The following is a 21,024-nucleotide window of genomic DNA, read 5'->3' on the forward strand; positions in this document are numbered from 1 at the left end:
CTAAATCCGCTCGTCCAGCCAGCCAGTGATCAGTTCATAGGCGATGGAGATCGACGGCGGGATCCTGTGATCTTCCGGATGCGTGTCGGACATCATCTGGCGGACCTCCTCCCGGTCACACCATTTGCACGCCTCCAGTTCGTCGTCCTCGATCTCGATGTCCGAAGATATCGCCGTGCCGGTGCAGCCTATCATCAGATTGGCCGGAAACGGCCAGGGCTGGTTGGCGATGAGCCGGACATCTCCGACCCTGATACCCGATTCCTCCAGGGTTTCGCGGCGCACGGCCTGTTCAACGGTTTCTCCAGGCTCCATGAAACCGGCAAGCGTCGTGTAAATGCCTTCCGGCAACCGCGCCGGCCGGCCCAGCAGCGCGCGGTCGCCATCGGTGATCAGCATGATCACACAAGGGTCCGTGCGCGGGAAATGCTGACCGCCGCAGACAGGGCAGTCGCGCCGGTAGCCGGCTTCGGCCATGACGGATTTTTCGCCGCAGCGCGAGCAGAATTGGTGGGTCCGGTGCCAGTGCACCAACGCGCGGGCCTGGGCCAGCGGCCCCAGATCCTGCGGTGGAAACAGGTGTTGCAGCGCCAGCGTCCTCAGGTTGACCAGCCGCAGATCCGGCCGCGTCTCCAGATTCTCATCGGTGTGCGGCAGCGTTGCCGCGAAGAGTGCCTGGCCGGTTTCAGGGCGCACTCCCAGGAAAACCAGTTCGTCAGGGTCGGCTCCCAGCGCCTTGGCAGCGGAAAGTTCATGTCCGATACCAGGCGTCTCGGCGGCTTGAAAGACCAGAGTCGTGTCGGTTGACAGCACCACTTGCGTGTCCGGCTTGTTTAAAAGTCCGGAGAGGTAGCTCCGGTCGCCGCGCCGCGTCGATTGCCGGTCGAGGGTGTTGCCGAGAAAGCTCATCTCCATCGGCAGGAGACCGGCGGCGCTGGCTTGCATGTTCTGATCCTTGGAGAGTTTCTGAAAGGAGGTGTGCTGGCTGTGCATCGAATACGGCAAAGACTTAACCTAGGGCGACAGGGGGAGGGTGTCCAGACGGCCCTCCCCGGCAAGCCAGAGCGCAGTTGCTAATCGTCCTCCGATGAGAAGGCGTCCCGCAGTTGCTCTATCAGGTCGTCCGCCTTCTCCGGCTCGTATGGCTGTGCGGGAACCGCACCCCAGACGGGTCCCGGCCAGGCCGCGTCGTCGCGGAGACGGGCGATGACATGCACATGCAACTGGGACACCTGGTTGCCAAGCGCGGCGACATTCAGTTTTTCGCAGTTGATCACGGAGCGCAGCACCTTGCTGGCGTGAGCGATTTCTCTGATGAGCTGCAGTTGGTCCTGGTCGTCGAGATCGATGATTTCGACGAGATCCTGCTTGCGCGGGATGAGCATCAGCCAGGGGTAGGTGGCATCCTTCATCAGGCGCACGGCGCAAAGCGGCAGATCCATGACGAAATAGCTGTCGCCCTCAAGGCGCGGATTGATATTGAAAAAGGACATGTCTCTTTGATCCAGGGCGTTCAGGAAAAGCGGTACGGGACAACCGGGTCAAGGTTTCCCGGTCAGTTCAACCCAGCATAGGTGGAGATAGCACGCGAAGTGAAATGGTTTTCACACCTCTTGCCGTCATTCGAATGGAAGGCCGGAGGCGGTTGCCGCGGACGGCGGGTCCACCGGTAAATAAAAAACCGCGCTGCCTCTTGCCAAACCCCATGGGGCTTCTGATATAAGGCGCTCGGGAGGTTGGTGGTGGACGAGCCACTCGCCAACCGGGTCAGGTCCGGAAGGAAGCAGCCCTAACGAGCCTCGGCACGGGTCGCCGTGCCAGCCTCCCACCCAAAAACCGGATGCACCCGGTTTCTGATTGTCGAAGCACCGCCGGAAACCAGCGGTGCTTTTTTTGTTTGGGCCTTCTGCGGTCTGAATCGTGTGTTTCAGACCTTGCCGCCATTCAGACGGCGTTCGTTGGAACGCACACGCTTTGCATAGGGTTTGACGGCCGCCGCCGCGATGGCTTCGCCATGCCGGCTGGAAAAGTCCGGCTGTCCGCCGATGCTCATGGTTTTCAGGAAGGCCAGCCCCTGGAGCGCCATGGTGCTGTTGATGGCCAGGGCGCTTTCGATGGAAGCCTCGGCTTTTTCAAACACCATGCGGTTCATCTCGGTGACATCGTGGGCCTCACCCGCAAAAGCGGATGCCGCCATGGATTCGCAGCGTTTTGCGATGACCATCGGCGCGTGAAACCACAGGCTGAACATGTCGTTCGCAAGACTTGATTTTCTGGTTATGACGGTGTCTCCGTGAGAGGAATGCCTGGCGGCGATAAACGGGAACCACCACGGCCCGCATGATGCGGTAAAGTTATAAAGAATACTCTACATATGGCCGTGTGCCTTGAGAAAATAAGGACTGGGTTAAAAGAACGCTGCATAACCGGTTGCATTGTGGAGAACCCGTGCCGCGATTCACAGAAAAACTTTCGCAGGCCCGTCCCACTTTGCAAAAAAATCGCTATGGTGCAGCCCATGGATGACACAGGCTTTCCGCAGGACGGCGCCGCAGCAGCGCCCGGTCCGATGAGCGATCACGACACTGCCAAACCGGCTTCGAAGGATGGAGCTTACCGCGTTCTTGCGCGCAAGTACCGCCCGAAAACCTTCGAGGATCTGGTTGGCCAGGAACCGATGGTGCAAACGCTGGAAAACGCGTTCGACACCGGACGCATCGCCCAGGCGTGGATGCTGACCGGTGTGCGCGGGGTCGGCAAGACCACAACCGCCCGTATCCTCGCCCGCGGCCTCAACTACGAGGTTCCCGGCACGGCCGACAAGCCGACCGTCAGGCTCGAGCAGGAAGGCACGCACTGCCGGGCGATCATGGAAGGCCGCCATGTCGATGTCATCGAGATGGACGCCGCCTCCCACACAGGCATCGGCGACATCCGCGAGATCATCGATGCGGCGCGCTACCGCCCGGCGACAGCGCGTTACAAGGTCTATATCATCGACGAAGTGCACATGCTCTCCAATGCTGCCTTCAACGGTCTCCTGAAGACGCTGGAAGAGCCGCCCGAACATGTGAAGTTCATTTTCGCCACAACGGAAATCCGCAAGGTTCCGATCACGGTTCTCTCCCGTTGCCAGCGCTTCGATCTGCGCCGGATAGAGCAATCGAAGCTGATTTCACTGCTGCGCCGCATCTCGGATGCGGAAAACATCCGGATCTCCGACGACGCCCTGATGCTGATCGCCCGTGCAGGCGAAGGCTCGGCGCGCGATTCGCTCTCCCTTCTCGACCAGGCGATGGCGCACGGGGGCGGCGCGATCGAGGCGGAAGACCTGCGCCAGATGCTGGGTCTTGCCGACCGCGCCCGGGTGATCGATCTGTTCGGGCATCTGATGGCCGGCCGTATCGACGAGGCGCTGGGCGAACTGCAGGCACAGTACGAGGTCGGGGCCGATCCCGCCATCGTGCTGACCGATCTGGCGGATTTCACCCACCTTGTGACGCGCATGAAGGTGGCGCCGAAATCGGCGGACGAGGCGTCCGTGACCGAGGCGGAACGCAGCCGTGGCCGGGAATTTGCCGAAAAGCTCTCCGTCCGGCTGCTCTCCCGTGCCTGGCAGATCCTTCTGAAAGGCGTGCAGGAAGTTCACGCCGCCGCCAAGCCTCTGGCCGCCGCCGACATGGTTCTGGTCCGGCTTGCCTATGCCGCCGATCTGCCCGACCCGGGCGATCTGATGGAGCAGATCCGCAATGGCAGGAATCCGCTTGAGGGAGGCGCGCCCCAGGGCGGCGCTCCGTCATCCGGCGCTCCGGCAGGCGGAGGAGCGCCCCATGGCGGCGGGGCGCAGGCCATCGCCGTCGGCATGCCACGCGGTTCCGGCATGCAGGGCGACGGCCCCACCATGCAAGGGGCAGATTCGCAGGAGCGTGGGGCAAGACCTCAGCTCTCGACCATTCAGGGCGGGATGCCGCAACAACAGGCCGTGCCGCAACCGCAGGAGAGTGCGCCACCGGCCCATACTCTGCGAAGCCTTCAGGATTGCGTCGCTCTTGCCTCTGAAAAGGGCGACATTCCGCTCAAGGTCAAAATCCAGCGGCAGATGCGGCTGGTGAAATTCGAGCCCGGCAAGATCGAGATCCAGCCGACCGAGGACGCGCCGGCCGATATCGCCGGAGAGTTCGGCCGCAAGCTGACGGAATGGACGGGCCAGCGCTGGTTCGTGGCGGTTTCACGCACCCAGGGGCGCCCGACCATTCACGAGGAACAGGAAGCCAACCAGCAGCAGCTTCTGTCCGATGCCAGATCTCATCCGACTGTCGCCGCATTGCTCAGCCAGTTTCCCGGAGCGAAGGTCGTCGACGTGAAGGTGCAGGCCAGCGAGGAAGATGAAGCGGCCCTTGCGGACCCGCTTTTGAACGATCCACTGCTGAACGAAGCGCTCGGTGATGACGAAGACGATTGATCTGCGATCATTGTTCTTCTAAATGCTGACCCCAAGACAAACGGCATGCGGCGGGTGCTGGCGAGATCAGGTGTTAAAAGGAGAAGTTCCGTGGATTTCCTGAAGATGATGAAGCAGGCCAAGGAAATGCAGTCCCAGATGGGCTCCCTGCAGGACCAGATCGTCGAGATCGAGGCCGAGGGAACTTCCGGTGGCGGGCTGGTGAAGCTCAGTCTCAACGGCAAGGGCGATCTGAAGAGCCTGAATATCGACCCTTCGCTCCTGAAGGAGGACGAGGTTGAAATTCTGGAGGATCTGATCATCGCGGCCCACGCCGATGGCCGGGTGAAAATCGATCTGGCGATCCAGGAAAAAACCCAGGAACTCATGGGCGGACTTGGCCTGCCTGAAGGCATGAAACTGCCGTTCTGACGGTTCTTGCCGGCAGCTGCCGCGTTTCCTTCTCTCACGGGGAGAAAGAGCCAGTGAGGCGGGATGAGGGGAGAGGCCTCTCGGGGCCGTTGAAACCTTCGTTGAAGAGAACATCATGGCGCAGAAAAGTGTTGCTGGTCCGGAAATCGAGCGGCTGATCCAGCTTCTGGCAAAGCTGCCGGGTCTTGGCCCGCGCTCCGCCCGCCGCGCCGCCCTGCATCTCATCAAGAAAAAGGACCAGCTCCTGGTTCCGCTGGCGGACGCCATGGGCGTCGCTGTGGCCGAGATCGGTATCTGCACCACCTGCGGCACGGTCGATACCTCGGACCCTTGCACCATCTGCTCTGACCCCAGGCGCGAGCAGGACGTCCTGGTGGTGGTCGAGGATGTCGCCGATCTGTGGGCGCTGGAACGGGCCGGAGCGGTCAACGCCCGCTATCATGTTCTCGGCGGCACGCTGTCGCCGCTCGACGGCATCGGCCCCGACGACCTCAATCTGGCTTCCCTCATCGACCGCTGTGCTGCCGAGGGCTTCAACGAGATCATCCTGGCGATCAACGCCACCGTGGAGGGGCAGACCACGGCCCACTACATCATGGACCAGCTCTCGCATCTTGATGTCCGGGTTTCCCGGCTGGCACATGGCGTTCCCGTCGGCGGTGAGCTCGATTACCTCGACGAAGGCACGCTCACACAGGCGCTGAAGGCGCGGACGCGGTTCGATTGACTGATCGAATTGCAAAATAAGAGCCGAGACAGAACAACACGCGTCGGGATAAAGAGGCAGACAACGCCGATATGATCCTCGCCGCCGCAGGCTCCGGCCTTGCATCGCCATCGCTGCGCACTTATGTCGACACGGTCATTCACAGATCGTTGAAGGTTCCATGTTCCAGGCTGCCTCCCGTGCCATGTCCCAGGTTTTCGAGCCGCCCTTCCGGGCGATCTTCTGGAAGCTGCTCGGTTTCACCCTCGGCGTTCTGCTGGTGATCTGGATTGCCCTTCAGGGGCTGGTCGCGAATTTCGTCGAGCTTCCCTATGGCTGGATGGATACGGCCCTGTCGGTTCTCACCGGCATCGGCGCGATCTTTGTGCTGGGCTTCCTGATCGCACCGATTTCCGCTCTTTTCGCCGGTTTCTTTCAGGACGAGATTGCCGGCATCGTAGAAACCCGCGACTATCCGGGTGACGGGCCCGGAACAGCCCTGCCTTTGGCGCAGTCTGTCGGTCAGACGATCAAGTTCACGGGCGTGGTGGTGCTCGGCAACCTGTTTGCCCTGCTGCTGCTTCTGGTCCCGGGCGTCAACCTGATCGCCTTCTTTCTGGTGAACGGCTATCTGCTCGGCCGTGAGTTCTTCGAATTTGCCGCCATGCGTTTCATGCCCCCCGCCGAGGCCAAGGCGTTCCGCAAGGCGCGCGGCGGCACCGTGTTTCTGGGCGGGCTGGTGATTGCCGCCTTGCTGGCTGTGCCGATCCTCAACCTGATCACACCGATCTTCGCGACCATCTTCATGATGCACCTCTTCAAGCGTCTGGCAGCCCGGCAGTTTGGTGGTTCCGGGACCTGATTGTCTCCCGGCTCTAGCTTTTTCGCTCCTCTTTCTGCAAAGGTCTCCCAAACGGAGAGCCACATGCAGGCGTTGTTGAACGAAATAGCCGAGGCTGCGGCAGCCGAAGCGGACAAGGGAAAGGTCGCCACCTATATTCCCGAACTTGCCGGAATAGACCCCGGCCAATTTGGAATCGCGGTCGCCACTGTGGATGGAAAGCTGTTTTCAGCCGGGGAGGCCGATGTGCCGTTTTCGATCCAGTCGGTTTCCAAGGTTTTCGCGCTCGCCCTCGCGCTCGGCAGGGTCGGTGAGCAACTCTGGCGGCGTGTCGGCCGGGAACCCTCCGGACTGTCCTTCGATTCGGTTCTTCTCCTGGAGCGGGAAAAGGGCATTCCCCGCAATCCCTTCATCAATGCCGGCGCTCTGGTGACCACCGATACCTATCTGGCCAACTCCAGGCCGCGCGAAGCGCTGGGGGAACTGCTGCACTTCATCCGTGCGGCAGCGGACGACGACGGCATCCACATGAACGAAACGGTTGCCCGGTCGGAGATCGCCACCGCCCATCGCAATCTTTCCCTGGCCCACTATCTTGCATCGTTCGAGAATCTACAGACTTCGGTCGACAAGGTGATCGGCACCTACAGTCATCAGTGCGCGATCGAGATGACCTGCCGGCAACTGGCGATGGCGGGCCGTTTTCTGGTGGACGCGCCCGGGATGCCGGAACTCGTTTCGGTTGAACGCCGCCGGCGCATCAATGCGCTGATGATGACCTGCGGCCATTATGACGGCTCCGGGGACTTCGCATTTCGTGTCGGCATGCCCGGCAAGAGTGGTGTCGGAGGCGGGATCCTTGTGATTTCGCCAAGCAGGGCCTCGATTGCGGTCTGGTCGCCCGGGCTTAATCCTTATGGCAATTCCAAGCTTGGAACAGAAGCCATGCAGACCTTTTCGCACAGAACCGGATGGTCCGTCTTCGGCGTTCCGCACAGGGTGCAGGCGGCTGACCAGCAGGTAAACTCATAACTGACAACGAAATGATGAAACACCCACAGGAAGCCTGCTTGACCTTTAGGAACCCCGTCGGCGGACTTTTCCGGCCGTGTTTTACCGTTTCCTATCCATATGTGTATTCACACCCTGGTAGGGAAGATTTGTCGCAGTCCCTATTTAAAACGATTCAAAAGTGGTTTCGGTGCAATTAGCCCTATAGGATCTTTTGACCTTTCGAAGCGTTGGCGCTAGAACCCTTCTGAACAACGCTTTGATTTGCTTACGTTTACGCGAACGTAAGCTAAGGCGACTGAACTCAGGAAAAACCGCTGTATGCGGCAATCGGGCTTTCGGCAGAGTGTCTATCAACCGGTTTTTCCCGATTCCATGCCGCTCGGAATTTTTAAGATCGATCAACTATTATGCTTTCATATGTGTCCATGTGAAAACTTGTTGATCCAGCGTCGTACGGGAGAGGAATTCCATGTCGAACGCCGATCTGCGGGGCAACCGCCCGCTGTCGCCCCATCTTCAGATTTATAAACCCATTCTGACGATGGTTATGTCGATCCTGCACCGCATCACGGGCGCGGCGCTGTATTTCGGCACGATCCTTCTGGCCTGGTGGCTGATCGCCGCCGCGGCCGGCCCGTCCTACTTCGATTTCGTCAACGACATATACGGCTCCATCCTGGGCCGGCTGGTCCTTTTCGGCTTCACCTGGGCGCTGGTGCATCACATGCTCGGCGGCCTCCGTCACCTGATCTGGGCCATGGGCGCCGGATTCGGCAAGGAAGCCCGGGAATGGATGGCCAGGGCCACCATCATCGGTTCCGTTTCCCTGACCCTGGTGCTCTGGGTCATCGGTTACCTGGTTCGTTAAGGAGAGCGTCATGAAAGATTTGCGCACGCCGCTGAACAAGGTCCGCGGCCTCGGCTCCGCCAAGGAAGGCACCGATCATTACTGGAAGCAGCATGTCACCGCTTTCGCCAATGTCTTCCTGATCAGCTTTTTCGTGATCATGGTGATCGCGATGCAGGGGTCCACCCACGCAGAGGTCATCGACACGCTGAAAAACCCGCTGGTCTCGATTGTCCTGCTTCTGGTGATCCTCTCCGGTGTCTATCACATGAAGCTCGGCATGCAGGTGATCATCGAGGATTACGTGCATGGCGAAGGCATCAAGTTCCTTTCCCTGATGCTGAACTCCTTCTTCTGCGTCTTTATCGGTTTCGGCTGCATCTTCGCAGTGCTCAAGATCGGCTTTGGAGGCTGACCCGGATGGCCAAGACTTACGAATTCGTCGACCATACCTATGATGTGGTCGTTGTCGGCGCTGGCGGCGCAGGCCTGCGCGCGGCACTCGGTATGGCCGAGCAGGGCTTCAGGACCGCCTGTATCACCAAGGTCTTCCCGACCCGCTCGCACACAGTTGCCGCTCAGGGCGGCATTGCGGCCTCTCTCGTCAACATGACGCCGGACAGCTGGCAGTGGCACATGTACGACACGGTGAAAGGGTCCGACTGGCTCGGCGACACCGACGCCATGGAGTACCTTGCCCGTGAAGCTCCGAAAGCCGTTTACGAGCTGGAGCATTACGGCGTGCCCTTCTCGCGGACAGAGGAAGGCACGATCTACCAGCGCCCGTTCGGTGGCCACATGCAGAATTTCGGTGAAGGCCCCCCCGTGCAGCGCACCTGCGCCGCGGCCGACCGGACCGGTCATGCCATCCTGCACACGCTTTACGGCCAGTCCCTGCGCCACAACGCCGAGTTCTATATCGAATATTTCGCACTCGACCTGATCATGTCCGACGACGGTGTCTGCCAGGGTGTGATCGCCTGGAACCTCGACGACGGTACGATGCACCGCTTCGCGGCCAAGACGGTGGTTCTGGCGACCGGCGGCTACGGCCGGGCCTTCTTCTCGGCGACGTCAGCCCATACCTGCACCGGCGACGGCGGCGGCATGGTGGCACGCGCCGGCCTGCCGCTTCAGGACATGGAATTCGTCCAGTTCCACCCGACCGGCATCTACGGCTCGGGCTGCCTGATCACCGAAGGCGCGCGCGGCGAGGGCGGCTATCTTGTCAACTCCGAAGGCGAACGCTTCATGGAGCGTTACGCGCCATCGGCCAAGGATCTGGCGTCCCGCGACGTTGTCTCCCGCTGCATGACCATGGAGATCCGCGAAGGCCGAGGTGTCGGACCGAAAAAAGACCATATCTTCCTGCACCTGGATCACCTCGATCCGGCCTTGCTGGCGGAACGTCTGCCGGGCATCTCCGAATCGGCGAAGATTTTCGCCGGTGTGGATCTGACCAAGGAACCGATCCCGGTCCTGCCGACCGTTCACTACAACATGGGCGGCATTCCGACCAATTACTGGGGTGAGGTGCTGAACGCGGATGGTGACAATCCGACCCGCATCCAGCCGGGTCTGATGGCTGTCGGCGAAGCGGCCTGCGCATCCGTCCACGGCGCCAACCGTCTCGGTTCGAACTCGCTGACCGACCTCGTGGTGTTCGGACGCGCCGCCGCCATCCGGGCGGGTCAGGTGATCGACAGGAACGCCGCCATACCGACGCCGAACGAGGCGAGCTGCGACAAGATCATGGAGCGCTTCGACAGTCTCCGCAATGCCAACGGATCGATCCCGACGGCGGACCTGCGCGACAAGATGCAACATGCCATGCAGGAGGACGCTGCCGTCTTCCGCACCCAGGAAAGCCTGGCGCAGGGCTGCAAGCGTCTGTCGGAGATCTGGGGAGAGCGCAAGGATCTCAAGGTGACCGACCGGTCGCTGATCTGGAATTCCGATCTGGTGGAAACGCTGGAGCTGGAAAACCTGATGGCCAATGCGATTACCACCGTCTACGGCGCCGAAGCCCGCAAGGAAAGTCGTGGCGCCCATGCCCGCGAGGATTTCAAGGACGGCCCGCTCTCCGGCCGAGACGACGTGAACTGGCGCAAGCACACGCTTGCCTGGGTGGACGAGGCCGGTGACATCAAGCTGGATTATCGCCCGGTCGTGACCGATCCGCTGACCACCTTGGAAGAAGGTGGTATCGACCCGAAGAAGATCGCGCCGAAAGCGCGGGTCTACTGACGGGAGCGGTCGATTGAGCGAGGCAGCAACACTTCTGGACACAAGAAGTCCGTTCGGCACCTATCCGGTCGAGCGGATGGTGCGTGCTGCCTGGCGCCTTGCCGACAGGCATGAACTTTCGATGGGTCTGCGCAAGCGCGTCCGCGCGCTGGTCGCGCGGCTTTTCAAGGGGCCTTACGATCTGGAAGCCGACGGTCTGAAATTCCGCATCTATCCGGGCGAGAATTACGACGACCGCAAGATCCTGTCCAAGGGGCGTCTGCCGGAACGCGAGGAACACAGGCTGATCGCGCCTCATCTGGGCGAGGGCAAGGTGTTCGTCGATGTCGGCGCCAATATCGGGTCCTATGCGATCTTCGCCGCCGGCCTCGGCGCGCAGGTGGTCGCGATTGAAGCCAATCCGCAGACGGCGGACAAACTGACTTTCAACGTGCGGGCCAACGATCTGCTGGACAATGTCACGGTCGTGCGCTCCGCCGTGGGGCCGCGCGACGACACGCTGCCCTTGTGGCAGGAACCGAGCAATTGCGGCTTCTCCACCTTCGTCAAGGAGTTGACCACCGGGGAATGGGCAGGCGACTGGTCGCCGACTTTCGTCAAGGTCCGGCCGCTGACGGCCCTGACCGACGAGCTGGGTCTGCGCAAGATCGACGTATTGAAAGTGGATGTGGAAGGGTTCGAGGACCGGGTGGTTCTTCCTTTCCTGCGGCACGTGGACAGGGACCTCTGGCCCCGTGTGATCCTTCTTGAAACCAACTGCCGGCCCTACTGGTCCGAGGATTGCCTGAACGAACTGGCAAACCGGGGCTACCAGGTGACCGGCCGGACGAATGACAACATGGTCTTCGAGCTTTGAGCTCAAGCCAGAAGACCAACCGGCCCGGACGCGAAACCAGGGCCCAACGCGGAGCAGTAACGATATGGTTCAGCTGACGCTTCCCCGGAACTCCCAGGTGACGGAAGGCAAGGTGTGGGACAAGCCGGAAGGCGCTACCAACCTGCGTGAGTACCGCATCTATCGCTGGAACCCGGACGACGGGCGCAACCCCCGGGTCGATACCTATTTCATAGACGCGGACGACTGCGGCCCCATGGTCCTGGACGGCCTGATCTTCATCAAGAACAAGATCGACCCGACCCTGACGTTCCGCCGGTCCTGCCGCGAGGGCATCTGCGGGTCCTGCGCGATGAACATCGACGGCACCAACACCCTGGCCTGCACGAAGGGCATGGACGAGGTCGCCGCCGACGTGGTCAAGATCTACCCGCTGCCGCACATGCCGGTGGTGAAGGATCTCGTGCCGGACCTGACCCGCTTCTATGCTCAGCACCGCTCCATCGAGCCGTGGCTTCAGACCGTGTCGCCGGCGCCGGAAAAGGAGTGGCTTCAGTCCCATGATGACAGGGTGAAACTGGATGGTCTGTATGAGTGCATCCTGTGTGCCTGCTGCTCGACCTCCTGCCCGTCCTACTGGTGGAACGGCGACCGCTATCTCGGCCCGGCAGTTCTGCTTCAGGCCTACCGCTGGCTGATCGACAGCCGCGACGAGGCGACCGGCAAGCGTCTGGACGATCTGGAAGATCCGTTCCGCCTCTACCGCTGCCACACCATCATGAACTGCTCCCAGGCCTGTCCGAAGGGGCTCAACCCTGCCAAGGCAATCGCCGAGATCAAGAAGATGATGGTCGAACGCCGGGTCTAACGGACGTCATTTTCGGTTCGCGCCATGCATGGCGCGAACCGGCCCTGAACTTGGCGATCAACCGGTGGAGTGCCTCAGGCAGTCCGTTGCAAACACGGGTGATCAGCGCGCAAAGGTGCCCATTCCGCCAAGGCGATGGGTTTCTCCTCGGTCATTGCGAGCGTACGGGCCGGCGGGCTTCGGGCGATTGCCGGTCAAGAACCTCTTCATCACAGATGTTTCGCAAGGCTCGTGATTGCACGCCATCGACATCGGGACTCGACAGCCCCGAAAGGCATGCCAGTGCTTTCCATAGTGCCCAGCCGCGCGCTCTTTGCCAGGTGTCTTCATCGATTGCGCAGGCGGATCGAAAGTCCCTGCGGCTTTTGACGTCAAAATATGTCCAGGCCATAACGAAGTCACAGGCCGGGTCACCGAGTCCGCACGTCCCGAAATCGATGAGCGCTTTCACGGTGTTTTTGTCAACGACGATGTTCCCGATTGCCACATCACCGTGGAACCAGACCGGTGCGTCGTTCCAGGCCGATGTAACGCTGCGTTGCCAAATTTCGAGGCATAGAGAAGCATCCACTTTGCCTTCGAGAATCTCCAGGCTCTTTTGCACGTCATGGCCATAGACGCTGGGATGGCACCCCCGATAAAAAGAGTGTTTTCCTGCATATGGGCCGTTGCCTGTCGGGATGTTTCTCAGTTCGGCAAGAGTGCTGCCGAGCGAAAATGCGAGGGCGGTTTGGTCCACACCTGCGCTGCTCTCCAGCGTGTCTCCCTTGACCCAGCGCCGAATTGACCAAGGCAGCGGAAATATTTTGCTCGGCTCTCCGACAGCCACCACTTCAGGAACCTCAACAGACAGATTTTTGCCGAGTGTGGCCAGCGCATTTGCTTCCTTCTCCACCGCATCGGCATAGGACGCGTTGCTTGGCAAGCGTACGCTGAGATCCTCGCCGAGCCGAAAAGTTCTGTTGTCCCAGCCTTGTTTCTTGACCGGAGCAATTGGCAAATGACTCAAATGAGGACACTGGTGACGGACGAGATTCGCAACCAATTGTTCGTCGATTTTCATCTCTTGACCCACAGCGTTTCAAAGCATCAATCTTCGCGAATTCCAGCCGGGACCGTAGCGCTTCACCCTTTGCATCAAGATGAACGTCTTCTGCGCCTGCGTAAATCCCGATGCCTTCAGGCGGTTTCATACCTGTCCCGGATCGCGAAATGTGACGGAAAGCGCCAGGCGAAAGCAATCCGGTTTTTGGAGCAGAGCACTGCACCTCACCGGCCAGAAGCTCCATCGCATGAAACCGCAGATGACGGCATGTCACCGTGCATTCGGAGGGCGGTAAGACGTGGAACCGCTCACGTTGGCTTCACGTTCTTGTGCAAGGATGCGCCAGGGAGTTGAGTTGTTTCGGCTCCCGAATTGCGTACCTCTAATGGAAACCGATGGAGGATCATACATGAAGCGCCTTTTGCCGCTATCTGTCGTTGCTGCTTTTGCAGCAGCAGCCCCCTACGCGCAGGCGCAGGCGGAAACCGCGATCCTTGCAGGCGGGTGTTTCTGGTGCGTGGAATCGGATCTGGAAGCCCTTCCCGGCGTGCGTGAAGTCGTCTCGGGATATGCCGGCGGAACGACGCAGAACCCCACCTACAAGAATTACGAGCGTGGCGGCCACCGGGAGGTGGTGAAAGTCGATTTCGACGAAAGCCGGATCAGCTATGGCGACCTGGTCGGAGTTTTTCTGCGAACGATCGATGTGACGGATGCGGGCGGTCAGTTCTGCGATCGCGGCCATGGGTATTCCTCGGCGCTCTATCCGCTCGACGCGGCGCAGACAAAACAGGCCGAAGAGGAAATTGCCCGGGCACGCGAGGCACTCGGTTCAAAGGTTGTTACTCCGGTCGAGCAGCCCGCGGTCTTCTGGCCGGCCGAGGACTATCATCAGAACTACTACAAGAGCGGCGTGCGCACGCTGACACGCTTCGGGTATGTCTCCCGGGCCGACGCCTACAAGGGCTATCGCAAGGCCTGTGGCCGCGACGCGCAGGTGAAAGCCGTCTGGGGCGCGGAAGCTTTTTCAGGGCTGCCGAAGTCAGGAACCTGAGGCTCTCCCGCGGCCGGATCCGCGAGGATCCGGCGGGGTCGGCCACTTTAAATTTGCGGTTGGGGAATTTGTGACCTACATTTTTTAGGGTGGGCTCGCGTCTGGAAGGACGGTGTCATGCTTGGTTTGTTTGGAAGTCCCTCATTAAGGGAGCCGGAATTCATTTCGGAACTCAGAGCTGTCGAAACGGAAGACCGACTGCGCTTGAAGACCGCCGGCCTGCTGGAAGCCGCCGGGCTGGAAATCCGTGACACCAACACACCGACAGAGTTTGCCGCCGCGGCCACTGTCGCGATCATGAGGCTGGTGCTCACGACAGCCGATCGCGATTTCGACGACCTGTCTTACGAAAACCGGTTCGTGACCGGCCTCTTCGGGTTTCTCATTGCACATGATCTGTCGCGGCGAACCAATGCGGATCTGGGTGTCGTGCTGGGCATTGCCGGTCTCGATCTCTTCTCGCGGGAGGAAATCGATCAGATCTATACTCTCGGCAAGTCCTACCGGCGCCTGCGTCAGCATCGCCAGATCCATCTGGCGTTGCGCGAGGTCATCAACGGCTTCCTCGCGCATCCCGGTGCGGATACTCTGGACGACCTTGCCGGCGTATATCAATTGTGTCTGCGCGGAGACGGCTAGAGAACATCCATCAAATTACCCAATATTTGGTGGTTGTGCCCCAGATCATGTTGCGTTGCTCTGAATTCAGAGATCACCCGAACGGATATGCAAGGCAAACGGTGCCTCGGGCGCCCTTCTGAAACAATCAATCCGCTTGAAGCGGCAGCTCTGGAATCAGCGATCAGTAGCGGTAGCCAAGGCCGACATTGAACACGTCGATATTGTTGCTTGCCGTCATCACCGTCGAAAGCTCATTCATATTGAACTGGATCTCGTCAAACCGGAAGTGCTTGTAGTCCGCGCGCGCGAAAAATCCGTCGTTGATACGGGCTTCGACCCCGCCCCCGAGCACCAGTGCGAGGGCTGTCTTGGAATAGGAGGATTCCAGCATGCGCGCCGCTGGCGGCGTAAACAAATCGTCTTCGGCGAGCATGGCGCGTGTCTCGTGGCCCACCTGAAGTCGGCCGTAGCCGAGGCCGGCGGAAACATACGGCATGAACCTCCCGGCATCGAAGCCGAGACGAACAGTCCCCGAACTCAGCCACTTGCCCTGCACGGAAAGATCTTTCGACGCGTCGCTGCGAAAATTGGTGATCATGCCCTCCAGATGAGCGCCCAATATCAACTGGTCGAACTGATGATCATAGCCGATCGAACCGCCGAATGCCCCGGACCGTTCAAAATTGCTCTCTTTGTTGGTGTTATATCTGGACTCTGCGGTTCCCGAAACGTTCAGAAACGCGCCTCCGGCAAAGAGGACGCCGCTGAAGCCGGACCAGCCGGAGCGTTCCAGGCGAAGGTGTTCCACTGTGCCGAAATTGGCGACAGGCACGTCCGCGGCCAAGGCGGTGACAGTAGAGCCAAGAAGAAACAATCCGACAACGGATATGATGCGCATTTGTAAACCCCCGCGAAAGATCAGCCTGGGTCTTTCATATCGCTAAAAGGGTCAATGCTTCGTTAAGGTTAATAATCTTCAAACGCCTGCTTCGAAAGCCTCGACGAGATCAAGGAAGGCTTCGCCGTATTTCTCCAGTTTCGACTGGCCGACACCCGAGACTGACAGCAGCGCATCCTTGGTTACAGGACGCGCGGACGCAATGCCGGCCAGGGTGGCATCCGGGAACACCACGTAGGAGGGGACTTTCTGATCGCGCGCGATCTGGGTCCTGAGACGCCGCAAGCGCTCGAACAGGAGCTTGTCTTCATTGTCGAGTTCGTCGGCGACCGAGCCCGTGCGCGATGTGCGGGTCTTCTTCAGTCCCGCTGCATTGCGGTCCTTGCGCAAGGCAAGCGTTTCTTCCCCGCGCAGCACGGACCGGGCCTTTTCCGTCAACACCAGAGCTCCGAACTGGGTATGATCGACATCGACAAACCCGGCGGCGACGAGCTGCCGCGCGATCGATTGCCAGGTCTTCTGCGGCACGTCCGCTCCGATGCCGAAGACGGACAGGTTGTCATGTGCGAAGCGGGTGGTCTTCTCGTTGCTCTTGCCGAGCAGCACGTCGATGACATGGCCGGTTCCGAAGCGCTGTCCGGTGCGGTAGATGGCCGACATGAATTTCTGGGCGGCTTCCGTCCCGTCCCAGGTTTCGACCGGCGACAGACAGGTATCGCAATTGCCGCAAGGCTTCGGATAGGTCTCGCCGAAATGGGCGAGCAGCGCCTGTCGACGGCAACCTGATGTCTCGCAAATGCCGAGCAAGGCGTTCAGCTTGGCGTTTTCCGCGCGTTTGACGTCGTCCGGCGCGTCGCCTTCGGCGATCATGCGCCGCCGCTGCACCAGATCGGCCATGCCGTAGGCCATGAAGGCCTCTGCCGGAGCGCCATCTCTGCCCGCCCGGCCCGTCTCCTGGTAATAGGCCTCGACCGAGGACGGCAGGTCCAGATGGGCGACATAGCGCACGTCCGGCTTGTCGATCCCCATACCGAAGGCAACGGTGGCCACGAGGCACAGGTCTTCTTCAAGCAGAAAAGCGTCCTGGTTGGCCGACCTCTCCTCGGCTGGTAGCCGCGCGTGATAGGGAAGCGCCCGAATGCCTTTTTCCGTCAGCCACGCGGCGATGTCTTCCACCTTGGCCCGCGAGAGGCAATAGACGATGCCGCTTTCGTTTTCGTGCTTCTTCAGGAAATCCAGAAGCTGTTGACGCTGGTTGGTGCGCTCGACGATTTCGTAGCGGATGTTCGGCCGGTCGAAACTGGTGGAGAAGACCTCGGCGTCTTCAAGCTGCAGCCGCGCCAGAATGTCCTTTTGGGTGTGCGGGTCCGCCGTGGCAGTAAGCGCAACCCTCGGCACACCCGGATAGCGTTCCGACAGGCAGGACAGGGACAGATATTCCGGCCGGAAATCATGACCCCACTGGCTGACGCAATGGGCTTCGTCGATGGCGAAGAGAGAAATTTCAAGCGTGTCGAGAAATCTGCGGAAGCTCTCTATGCTCAGCCGTTCGGGCGTCACGTAAAGCAGGTCGATCTCACCGCGTTGCAGCTCTGCGCGCAGGGCGGCCTGATCTTCCGGCGACAGCGTCGAGTTCATTGCGGCGGCATTGACACCGGCAGCCTTGAGCGCGCCGACCTGATCCTTCATCAGCGCGATCAGCGGCGAAACGACGATGCCGACGCCACGCCGGCAAAGCGCCGGGATCTGGAAGCACAGGGATTTGCCGGCCCCGGTCGGGAACAGCACAACCGCGTCCTTGCCATCGACCAGAGTGTCGATGACGGCCTGCTGCTTGCCGCGAAAGCTGCTGTATCCGAAGACCTTCTGCAGGACGGCGAGCGGCTTGGGCTCCGCGCGGATCTGCGGAGCGGCTGGATGCTGAAGTGAAGAGACTTCATCCGCGGCGACCGCGGGCGAAAAAGACATGGGGCAGCGGGTTCCTTTGAGTTTCCCGAACCATGTCCTATTCGCGCCGGAAGGGCAATCTTCGCCTGTGGATGATCCCGGTGTTGGCCGGGGAAAACGAATTTTCTAAAATTCCGCGTCCGGATCGCTGGCCAGGGTCTCGGCGCAATGGATGCGCATCTGCTCCGTCAGCTCGCCAAGGTCGCCCTGCAACCGTTCGGGCCGGATGGGCTTGCCGAAATGCACGTTGAATTTGGCGTTTTTCTTGTTGAGTAGCTCATTGAAGACCGTCATGTCCCGCAACTCGGTCGACACGCGGGCGAGGAAATAGAAAAGACCGGAATTGCGCCCGCCCATGTGCATGGGGATGATCGGCGCCTTGTTCTTGCGGGCGAGCGCCAGCGCGGAGCTCATCCACGGGCGTTCGGTCAGTTTGCCGCCATGCCAGTAGGCAAGCCGGCCGGAAGGAAACAGCACCACCACCCGTTCCTTGCTGAAGGCGGAGGAGGCGATTTTCAGCGTTTCCTTGGATTTTTCCCGGCTCTTGAAGTCCGCCCGCCATTCGACAGGGATGATCATCTCGGCTAGGCGCGGGTTGATGCGGATGGCATCGCGATTGGCGAATATCGCCAGATCGTCGCGCCGGGCCTTGATCGCGTCATAAAGAACGATGCCGTCGGCGATGCCGGTCGGATGGTTGGAGACCAGCACGACAGGACCTTCGCTCGGCACGCGGTCGAGGCCGAGTGTCGTGACGTCCAGCTTCAAAAGGTTGCTCAGATGGGAAAAAACGTCGAGCGCGTCCATCGGGGCGATCGTATCGGCCATGCTCACCGCGGACTTGTAGCGCAAAAAATTGTGCGCGAAGGGTCTGATGAACGGCCACCAGGGGCTCGCCATCACAAGTTTTCCGCGCTCCGCGATCAGAACATCGACAATATGCGGCTCGGTAAGCTGGCGCTGGGAAGCAGACTGGAGGCATGCCGACGGAGTATCCGTCGTCTGATCTGTCGTCCTCACCATGTACCTCTGCCTACCAAAAAACCACTTTACTCTTTTGCATCGTTAACGAAATCGGCTCACTGGTGCAAATGCTCCTTGGACTATTTTCAGTGGTGGCCCTGCCCGGGAGCGTCCGTCAGCTCCACAGGGAACTGGTGAACAGCGCCACGATTGTCAGGAATGATGCCGTCCAGGCAAGGGAGCGCGGGTTGGCCCGTCCGGCCCAGTAACAGGCGACGTAGATGACCCTGAGGGCGATGAACAGGACGGCGAGACGGTCTATCCAGCCCGGGTCTCCCCCCTGACTCATGGCAACGAATACAGCGACGGCGAAAAACGGGAAAGCTTCAAATCCATTGGCCTGGGCGCCTTGCGCCCGCGCCCGGAAACCCTGCCGCCAATAGTCCTGATCTCTCGGGTTGGCATTATCGAAGTCCTTGCTCAGTTTGGCTGGAAATACGGACAGGACGGGCAGGATCGCGGCAATCAGCACACACCACAAGGCGATCGGCATAGTTCTTTCCTCAGTCTGAAAGGCCGTAAAATCGGCCGGTGAAGGATATATCCTGACAGAGATTCAGGTTGAAGTCCCCCTGTGCAAGGCCAGGAAATGGCCGCACGGGTTTCCGTTGGGTGCGCTTGGCGCATATCCGCATTATATGAGGCCTTGACCTGAGGCTGATCCTGATGAAGGTCGAAAAAGCCGGTTCCATTGGACAAATTCCCGGGATTTTGGATTTTCGACAAATTCTGGGCTAAGGATGCGTTCATTGTGGACCGGAAGGTGAGGGACTGATTCGTCATGATGCGCGCGGGAAAACTTGTTTTGGTCTTGGGACTGGTTGTTCTGGCAGCCGGATGCCAGCGGTTTTCCGGAGGCCGGAATTACGCAGCGCCGTTGCCCGCGACCCCGACCACGCCGGTCGGCGCCGGAACTCTGGCCCCGCTTGATCCCAATGCGCCGCCGGTCGGAACCGCCGGACTGGACCCGTCTGCAGCCCCGACGGATCTCGCCAGCAACCCTGTTGCCGCGCCGTCCGGCGCCCAGGAAGTCGGCAGGACGGATCTTCTCGGCGGCTGGGAATTGGCCTCCGCCGGTGAGAATTGCAAGGCCTTCATGACCCTGACGACATGGTCCGGCGGCTACCGTGCGAATACCAGAGGTTGCGCATCCCCCGCCCTGACAGGCATCGCTGCCTGGGACCTTAACGGCAATCAGGTGGTCCTGAAGGACGGTGCCGGCGTGATCGCCGCACAGCTCTATTCCAGCGCTCCCGGGCGGTTCGACGGTCAGACCTCCACCGGATTGCCGATCTCCCTCTACCGTTAACAAGCATCGGTATTTTTTACTGGACAATGCTCGTTATAGGTGTACATTTTGCGCAGCTAACGGAAAGGCTGTGCGAATGTCAAAATATGAACCGTTACGGGAACATCTGGCGCGTCTTGAGGATGTCGTCTGGGCTGCGAAGCTGAATGAGGTCGAACAGATTATCGGGACCTCGCTTCCCAAAAGCGCCCGGGAACATCGCACATGGTGGGCCAATTCCGGTGGCAGCCTGGTTCATCAGAATGCCTGGCTCGACGCTGGCTGGCGGGTGGAGCGCACGGACCTGATGCGCGACGTGATCGTTTTCAGGCGCCTCAGGATCGGCGGCACAGTGATCGCCGGTCAATCGGTCCGAACGGAACAAACCGTTAAAAATCCCCAACGCCTTGCGGAAAAGCGACTGGCGAAGGAATTGGCGGGATTGCGGCAGCCGACCACAGTGACGCTTCGTTCCGAATGGGTCACGCTTGGCGATGTTCACAGAACACCCTGCTCGAGCGGGTCCATTCCGTCTGACGCCGGTGTGCTGCGGTTTGCTGCGATGGATGGGGATGATGTCGTTACGGTCGTTGTCGCGGCCCGCTCCGTCCTGCAGGTCTACCGGAGCCTGCGTTTGCGCACCATGGGTCAGGAAAAGAGCGACGACAGCGGCCTGGGGTCCGCGCTGCTGGAAAAAACCGGCTTCGACCCCAAGGCCCCGATCGAATGCGATCTCGTCAAGCCCGGGAACGCCTGGCTCCTGACCGATGGCCGCGGCCGCAAAGCCAATCTTGACGACACGGACGAACGCCAGCTCGTCGCCCAGCTGCTCTACATCCAGGAACTGCAGAACGGTCGCAAATCGGTGCTGATGTAGCGCTGAAATTCCCGAAGGTTCTTGCGTCTTATTTGTTTCC

General features: G+C 60.3%; 22 protein-coding genes and 1 other RNA gene. 15 read left to right on the top strand and 8 right to left on the bottom strand.

The annotated features are described in order from the left end of the window. Both nudC and OA90_RS07520 read right to left on the bottom strand, forming a co-directional pair. Positions 1-945, bottom strand: coding sequence for an NAD(+) diphosphatase (gene nudC / locus OA90_RS07515; protein WP_068409236.1), 945 nt, complete (start codon positions 943-945; stop codon positions 1-3). A gap of 128 nt (positions 946-1,073) precedes the next feature. Next, positions 1,074-1,493 carry an HIT family protein gene (locus tag OA90_RS07520; RefSeq protein ID WP_068409036.1) on the bottom strand — a complete coding sequence of 140 codons (420 nt, stop codon included), beginning with the start codon at positions 1,491-1,493 and terminating at the stop codon, positions 1,074-1,076. 238 nt (positions 1,494-1,731) lie between these two features. Between OA90_RS07520 and ffs the strand changes: the two genes are divergently transcribed. After that, an RNA gene (ffs, locus tag OA90_RS07525) (signal recognition particle sRNA small type) lies at positions 1,732-1,829 on the top strand. A 98-nt stretch (positions 1,830-1,927) separates the two neighbouring features. On the opposite strand, the gene OA90_RS07530 is transcribed toward ffs, so the two are convergent. Continuing rightward, on the bottom strand, positions 1,928-2,251 hold the full coding sequence (locus tag OA90_RS07530; protein WP_068409037.1) for a hypothetical protein: 324 nt from the start codon (positions 2,249-2,251) through the stop codon (positions 1,928-1,930). A 318-nt stretch (positions 2,252-2,569) separates the two neighbouring features. Between OA90_RS07530 and OA90_RS07535 the strand changes: the two genes are divergently transcribed. The 10 genes from OA90_RS07535 (at position 2,570) to OA90_RS07580 (ending at position 12,231) form a co-directional block, all read left to right on the top strand. Further along, positions 2,570-4,462, top strand: a complete 1,893-nt coding sequence (locus tag OA90_RS07535; RefSeq protein ID WP_208986032.1) for a DNA polymerase III subunit gamma/tau — start codon at positions 2,570-2,572, stop codon at positions 4,460-4,462. A gap of 45 nt (positions 4,463-4,507) precedes the next feature. Next, positions 4,508-4,873: a YbaB/EbfC family nucleoid-associated protein gene (locus OA90_RS07540; RefSeq protein ID WP_068409041.1), complete on the top strand. Its 366-nt coding sequence runs from the start codon at positions 4,508-4,510 to the stop codon at positions 4,871-4,873. 115 nt (positions 4,874-4,988) lie between these two features. Further along, entirely contained in the window at positions 4,989-5,600 is a 612-nt protein-coding gene (recR, locus tag OA90_RS07545) for a recombination mediator RecR (protein WP_068409042.1), read from the top strand. A 160-nt stretch (positions 5,601-5,760) separates the two neighbouring features. After that, positions 5,761-6,441, top strand: a complete 681-nt coding sequence (locus OA90_RS07550) for a sulfate transporter family protein (RefSeq protein ID WP_068409044.1) — start codon at positions 5,761-5,763, stop codon at positions 6,439-6,441. A gap of 63 nt (positions 6,442-6,504) precedes the next feature. After that, positions 6,505-7,452, top strand: a complete 948-nt coding sequence (locus OA90_RS07555) for a glutaminase (protein WP_068409046.1) — start codon at positions 6,505-6,507, stop codon at positions 7,450-7,452. 451 nt (positions 7,453-7,903) lie between these two features. Then, positions 7,904-8,302 carry a succinate dehydrogenase, cytochrome b556 subunit gene (gene sdhC / locus OA90_RS07560; protein WP_068409048.1) on the top strand — a complete coding sequence of 133 codons (399 nt, stop codon included), beginning with the start codon at positions 7,904-7,906 and terminating at the stop codon, positions 8,300-8,302. 10 nt (positions 8,303-8,312) lie between these two features. Then, positions 8,313-8,696: a succinate dehydrogenase, hydrophobic membrane anchor protein gene (gene sdhD, locus OA90_RS07565; RefSeq protein WP_068409049.1), complete on the top strand. Its 384-nt coding sequence runs from the start codon at positions 8,313-8,315 to the stop codon at positions 8,694-8,696. 5 nt (positions 8,697-8,701) lie between these two features. After that, positions 8,702-10,528 carry a succinate dehydrogenase flavoprotein subunit gene (gene sdhA / locus OA90_RS07570; protein ID WP_068409051.1) on the top strand — a complete coding sequence of 609 codons (1,827 nt, stop codon included), beginning with the start codon at positions 8,702-8,704 and terminating at the stop codon, positions 10,526-10,528. 13 nt (positions 10,529-10,541) lie between these two features. Next, positions 10,542-11,384 carry an FkbM family methyltransferase gene (locus OA90_RS07575; RefSeq protein ID WP_208986024.1) on the top strand — a complete coding sequence of 281 codons (843 nt, stop codon included), beginning with the start codon at positions 10,542-10,544 and terminating at the stop codon, positions 11,382-11,384. Between the two features lie 64 nt (positions 11,385-11,448). Further along, positions 11,449-12,231 (top strand): succinate dehydrogenase iron-sulfur subunit, encoded by a 783-nt coding sequence (locus OA90_RS07580; protein WP_068409052.1) that lies wholly within the window; start codon positions 11,449-11,451, stop codon positions 12,229-12,231. A 151-nt stretch (positions 12,232-12,382) separates the two neighbouring features. Here the strand turns inward: OA90_RS07580 and OA90_RS07585 are convergent, their stop codons facing one another. Further along, positions 12,383-13,294: an aminoglycoside phosphotransferase family protein gene (locus OA90_RS07585; RefSeq protein WP_068409054.1), complete on the bottom strand. Its 912-nt coding sequence runs from the start codon at positions 13,292-13,294 to the stop codon at positions 12,383-12,385. A 391-nt stretch (positions 13,295-13,685) separates the two neighbouring features. Here OA90_RS07585 and msrA point away from each other — a divergent pair, with 391 nt between their 5' ends. Beyond that, positions 13,686-14,330 carry a peptide-methionine (S)-S-oxide reductase MsrA gene (gene msrA / locus OA90_RS07590; RefSeq protein WP_068409056.1) on the top strand — a complete coding sequence of 215 codons (645 nt, stop codon included), beginning with the start codon at positions 13,686-13,688 and terminating at the stop codon, positions 14,328-14,330. A 117-nt stretch (positions 14,331-14,447) separates the two neighbouring features. Then, positions 14,448-14,969, top strand: a complete 522-nt coding sequence (locus OA90_RS07595; RefSeq protein WP_068409058.1) for a hypothetical protein — start codon at positions 14,448-14,450, stop codon at positions 14,967-14,969. Between the two features lie 163 nt (positions 14,970-15,132). Here the strand turns inward: OA90_RS07595 and OA90_RS07600 are convergent, their stop codons facing one another. The 4 genes from OA90_RS07600 to OA90_RS07615 all read right to left on the bottom strand — a co-directional run bounded on the left by OA90_RS07600 (position 15,133) and on the right by OA90_RS07615 (position 19,312). Continuing rightward, positions 15,133-15,849: an outer membrane beta-barrel protein gene (locus tag OA90_RS07600; RefSeq protein ID WP_068409059.1), complete on the bottom strand. Its 717-nt coding sequence runs from the start codon at positions 15,847-15,849 to the stop codon at positions 15,133-15,135. 78 nt (positions 15,850-15,927) lie between these two features. Then, the gene (gene recQ, locus OA90_RS07605; protein WP_082836903.1) at positions 15,928-17,817 is read right to left on the bottom strand and encodes a DNA helicase RecQ; all 1,890 of its coding nucleotides are present in this window, start codon (positions 17,815-17,817) and stop codon (positions 15,928-15,930) included. A gap of 105 nt (positions 17,818-17,922) precedes the next feature. Next, positions 17,923-18,819, bottom strand: coding sequence for a 1-acyl-sn-glycerol-3-phosphate acyltransferase (locus tag OA90_RS07610; protein WP_208986025.1), 897 nt, complete (start codon positions 18,817-18,819; stop codon positions 17,923-17,925). Positions 18,820-18,934: 115 nt separating this feature from the next. Next, entirely contained in the window at positions 18,935-19,312 is a 378-nt protein-coding gene (locus OA90_RS07615) for an MAPEG family protein (protein WP_068409060.1), read from the bottom strand. 288 nt (positions 19,313-19,600) lie between these two features. Between OA90_RS07615 and OA90_RS07620 the strand changes: the two genes are divergently transcribed. Next, complete coding sequence (locus OA90_RS07620) at positions 19,601-20,128, top strand: protease inhibitor Inh/omp19 family protein (RefSeq protein ID WP_068409061.1); 528 nt, start codon at positions 19,601-19,603, stop codon at positions 20,126-20,128. A 76-nt stretch (positions 20,129-20,204) separates the two neighbouring features. Continuing rightward, positions 20,205-20,984, top strand: coding sequence for a hypothetical protein (locus tag OA90_RS07625; protein WP_068409063.1), 780 nt, complete (start codon positions 20,205-20,207; stop codon positions 20,982-20,984). Positions 20,985-21,024 lie beyond the last annotated feature (40 nt).

The sequence above is a fragment of the Labrenzia sp. OB1 genome (genome assembly GCF_001624695.1).
GTDB lineage: Bacteria > Pseudomonadota > Alphaproteobacteria > Rhizobiales > Stappiaceae > Roseibium.